The organism is Actinocrinis sp., assembly GCF_035946395.1.
Classification (GTDB): domain Bacteria; phylum Actinomycetota; class Actinomycetes; order Streptomycetales; family Catenulisporaceae; genus Actinocrinis.
Genome location: NZ_DASYZI010000042.1, coordinates 1 through 2518 on the forward strand (window position 1 = coordinate 1; position 2518 = coordinate 2518).

Consider the following 2518-nt stretch of genomic DNA (forward strand, 5'->3'; position numbering starts at 1 on the left):
CCGCGCGAGCACCGCATCGTTGTAGCCGCCGCCGGCCAACTGGTCGGCGCTGCGGTAGCCGCCGTTCGCGCCGTCGTCGACGGTGACCCGGACGTTCGCCCCGGCGCTGGGCGCCGCGAACGCCATCCCGGCCGAGGAAGCTAGCGTTGCGAGGGTCGTCGCGACGCAGAGCACCTTTGATCTCGATCGCATGCCTCACCTCCGTGTGTGAGTGACAACGGCTGACAGAAGATGTGTCTACTCCCGCAGACCGCACTTGTTAACGGAGAGTCGGCGACGGAAATCGCACGGTGACCGACCATGGTGCGCCGGACCAGGCATTAGAGCCGACCCGGCGCACCCCAAACGGTCGATTGTCCAGAGCTATCGAGCTGCCGCGTTTAGGTCATTTTAGATAGAAGAGGGCGATACGCGCTGATATCCGGCGGCGCGCATGCGCATACGGGGAACGGTTGCAGGCTGGCAGGGCGAACCTGGATGCGCTCGGTGTCGAGGCGGCTGTCGACGGGCCGCGCTCTGACATCCATCAGGCGTGAACATGCAAAGCCGTGGGTCAGGTTGGTGTCCCTGTGGCCTCGGATCCGCGCAGCGCGTCGTAGTCGAGGATCGCGCAGGCGATGCCGCGGTCGGTGGCCAGTACTCGTGCCTGGGGTTTGATCTCTTGTGCGGCGAAGACTCCGCGGACCGGGGCGAGGTCCGGGTCACGGTTGAGCAGCTCCAGGTATCGGGTGAGCTGTTCGACACCGGAAATCCTCCCGCGGCGTTTGATCTCCACGGCGACCGCGGCGCCCTGCGCGTCGCGGCACAGGATGTCCACCGGGCCGATCGGCGTCGGGTACTCGCGGCGCACCAGCCGCCAGCCCTCGCCCAGGGTCTCGATCTGTTCGGCCAGCAACCGCTGGAGGTGTGACTCGACACCGTCCTTGCGCAGCCCCGGTTCGACGCCGAGTTCGTGCTCGCAGTCGTGGTAGACCTCTTCGATGGTGATCACCAGCTGCTCGGTCTTGTTGGTGACCGTCCAGCGGCGTCCCTCGCCCACGATCTCCTCCAGGATCGCGCAGGGCGGGGCCAACCAGTTCAGCGGTTTGAACGTGCCCTCATCGGCGTGGACCAGAATGCTGCCGTCCGCTTTGATCATCAGCAGACGCCGGGCCGTGGGCAGGTGGGCGGTGAGCCGCCCCGTGTAGTCCACACTGCACTGGGCGATCATCAGACGCATGGTTCGAAACCATAGCGCCATCACAGGACACGAAGTCATCAGGGCTCTTCGAACTTGACCGTGGCCTTATGGGCGGCTGTAGGCTCGCCCGCCGCTGCACGTCGGCCGACCCTGCGCCGCCGGCCACGGTCAAGTTCGAAGAGGGGTCATCGGCCCCGGAACCATCAGGACTCTGGCGTTGACCGAACGGGCTGGGGCGGCCTCTCTGTACAGGCCCGTCCATGTGCTACGCGATGAGTTCAGTGATTCCGGGGGTGTGCCTGACGGTGCCGTCGTGGAGCACGGCGAGCGCTTCGATTCCTGCCCGCTTCCCGGCCCATTGAAGGCCGAGTGTCGGGCCCATGGCGAAGGCTGCTGTGGCCCACGCGTCAGTGCGTGCGATGGACGATCCGACCAGTGTCATGGACAGCAGTCCGGCTGCGGGTTGACCGGTGTGCGGGTTGACGATGTGCGCGCCGCGTTCGGCGATGCCGGACGTGGCCACGGCCATCGCCGCGTCGCGGGTGGTGATCGCGGCGATGATGCGGTCCCGGTGAACCGGGTCGGCGATGCCGATGCGCCAGGGACGGCCGGGACGCGCCTCGCCGACCGCCTGCACGTCGCCTCCGCCACTGACGCAGTGGTGTTCGGATCCTGCCTCACGCAGCAGGCGCGAGGCCTGTTCGATCGCCCAGCCCTTGACCCAGCCGCTCGGGTCGAGCCGACCGGCGGGATGGGCGGTGAACCAGCCGTCCGTCTCGGCGGCGACTTCGCGGCAGCGTTGCAGCACCTCCGCGACCCCTGGGTCACAGTGTTCGATGACTAGTTCGCCGCGACCCAGACGACTGATGTCGCTGTCGTCGCGATAGGTCGAGAAGACCTCGTCGATGCGGTGCAGCCGGGCGACCGCGGCCCGCAGACCGCTGATGATCGCCTCGCGGCGGGCGCCCCGGCCGGCGTCGCTGATCGCGAACGAGAAGACGGTGCCCATCACCGGCTCGGCGTGGTGCAGTTGCTCGGCGTACTGCGTCGGTGGGTATTCGAACGTAGGCACGCTGGTGGGGGAAACGGCGGCGGCACCACGCGCGGCTGCGAAGTCGGGCGGCTGCGCCGTCACGCGCGGGACTTGTCTATCGCGCTCTGCAAGGACTGCGCATAGCCCTCGCTGGTGAACGTGGCGCCGGAGACCGCGTCGATGGAGGCGCTCTGCGCAGTCATCGCCTCCTGATTCAGGATCGGCAGCGCGTAGCCGTTGATCTCCTGGTCCCGGCCGGTCTCCGTGGGGTATTCGAGCACTTTGATGTTCGTGATCTTCCCGCC

At 67.4% G+C, this 2518-nt stretch carries 4 protein-coding genes; all 4 read right to left on the bottom strand.

Features of this window, described 5'->3' with window-relative positions; all coding sequences use genetic code 11:
• The coding region (locus VGS97_RS03025) for a hypothetical protein (RefSeq protein ID WP_326851620.1) at positions 1 to 192 on the bottom strand (192 nt) is incomplete at its 3' end.
• Positions 193 to 553: 361 nt separating this feature from the next.
• Positions 554 to 1219 carry an endonuclease NucS gene (nucS, locus tag VGS97_RS03030; RefSeq protein ID WP_326851621.1) on the bottom strand — a complete coding sequence of 222 codons (666 nt, stop codon included), beginning with the start codon at positions 1217 to 1219 and terminating at the stop codon, positions 554 to 556.
• 226 nt (positions 1220 to 1445) lie between these two features.
• Positions 1446 to 2252: an FAD:protein FMN transferase gene (locus VGS97_RS03035; RefSeq protein ID WP_326851622.1), complete on the bottom strand. Its 807-nt coding sequence runs from the start codon at positions 2250 to 2252 to the stop codon at positions 1446 to 1448.
• A 59-nt stretch (positions 2253 to 2311) separates the two neighbouring features.
• The coding region (locus VGS97_RS03040) for an FMN-binding protein (RefSeq protein ID WP_326851623.1) at positions 2312 to 2518 on the bottom strand (207 nt) is incomplete at its 5' end.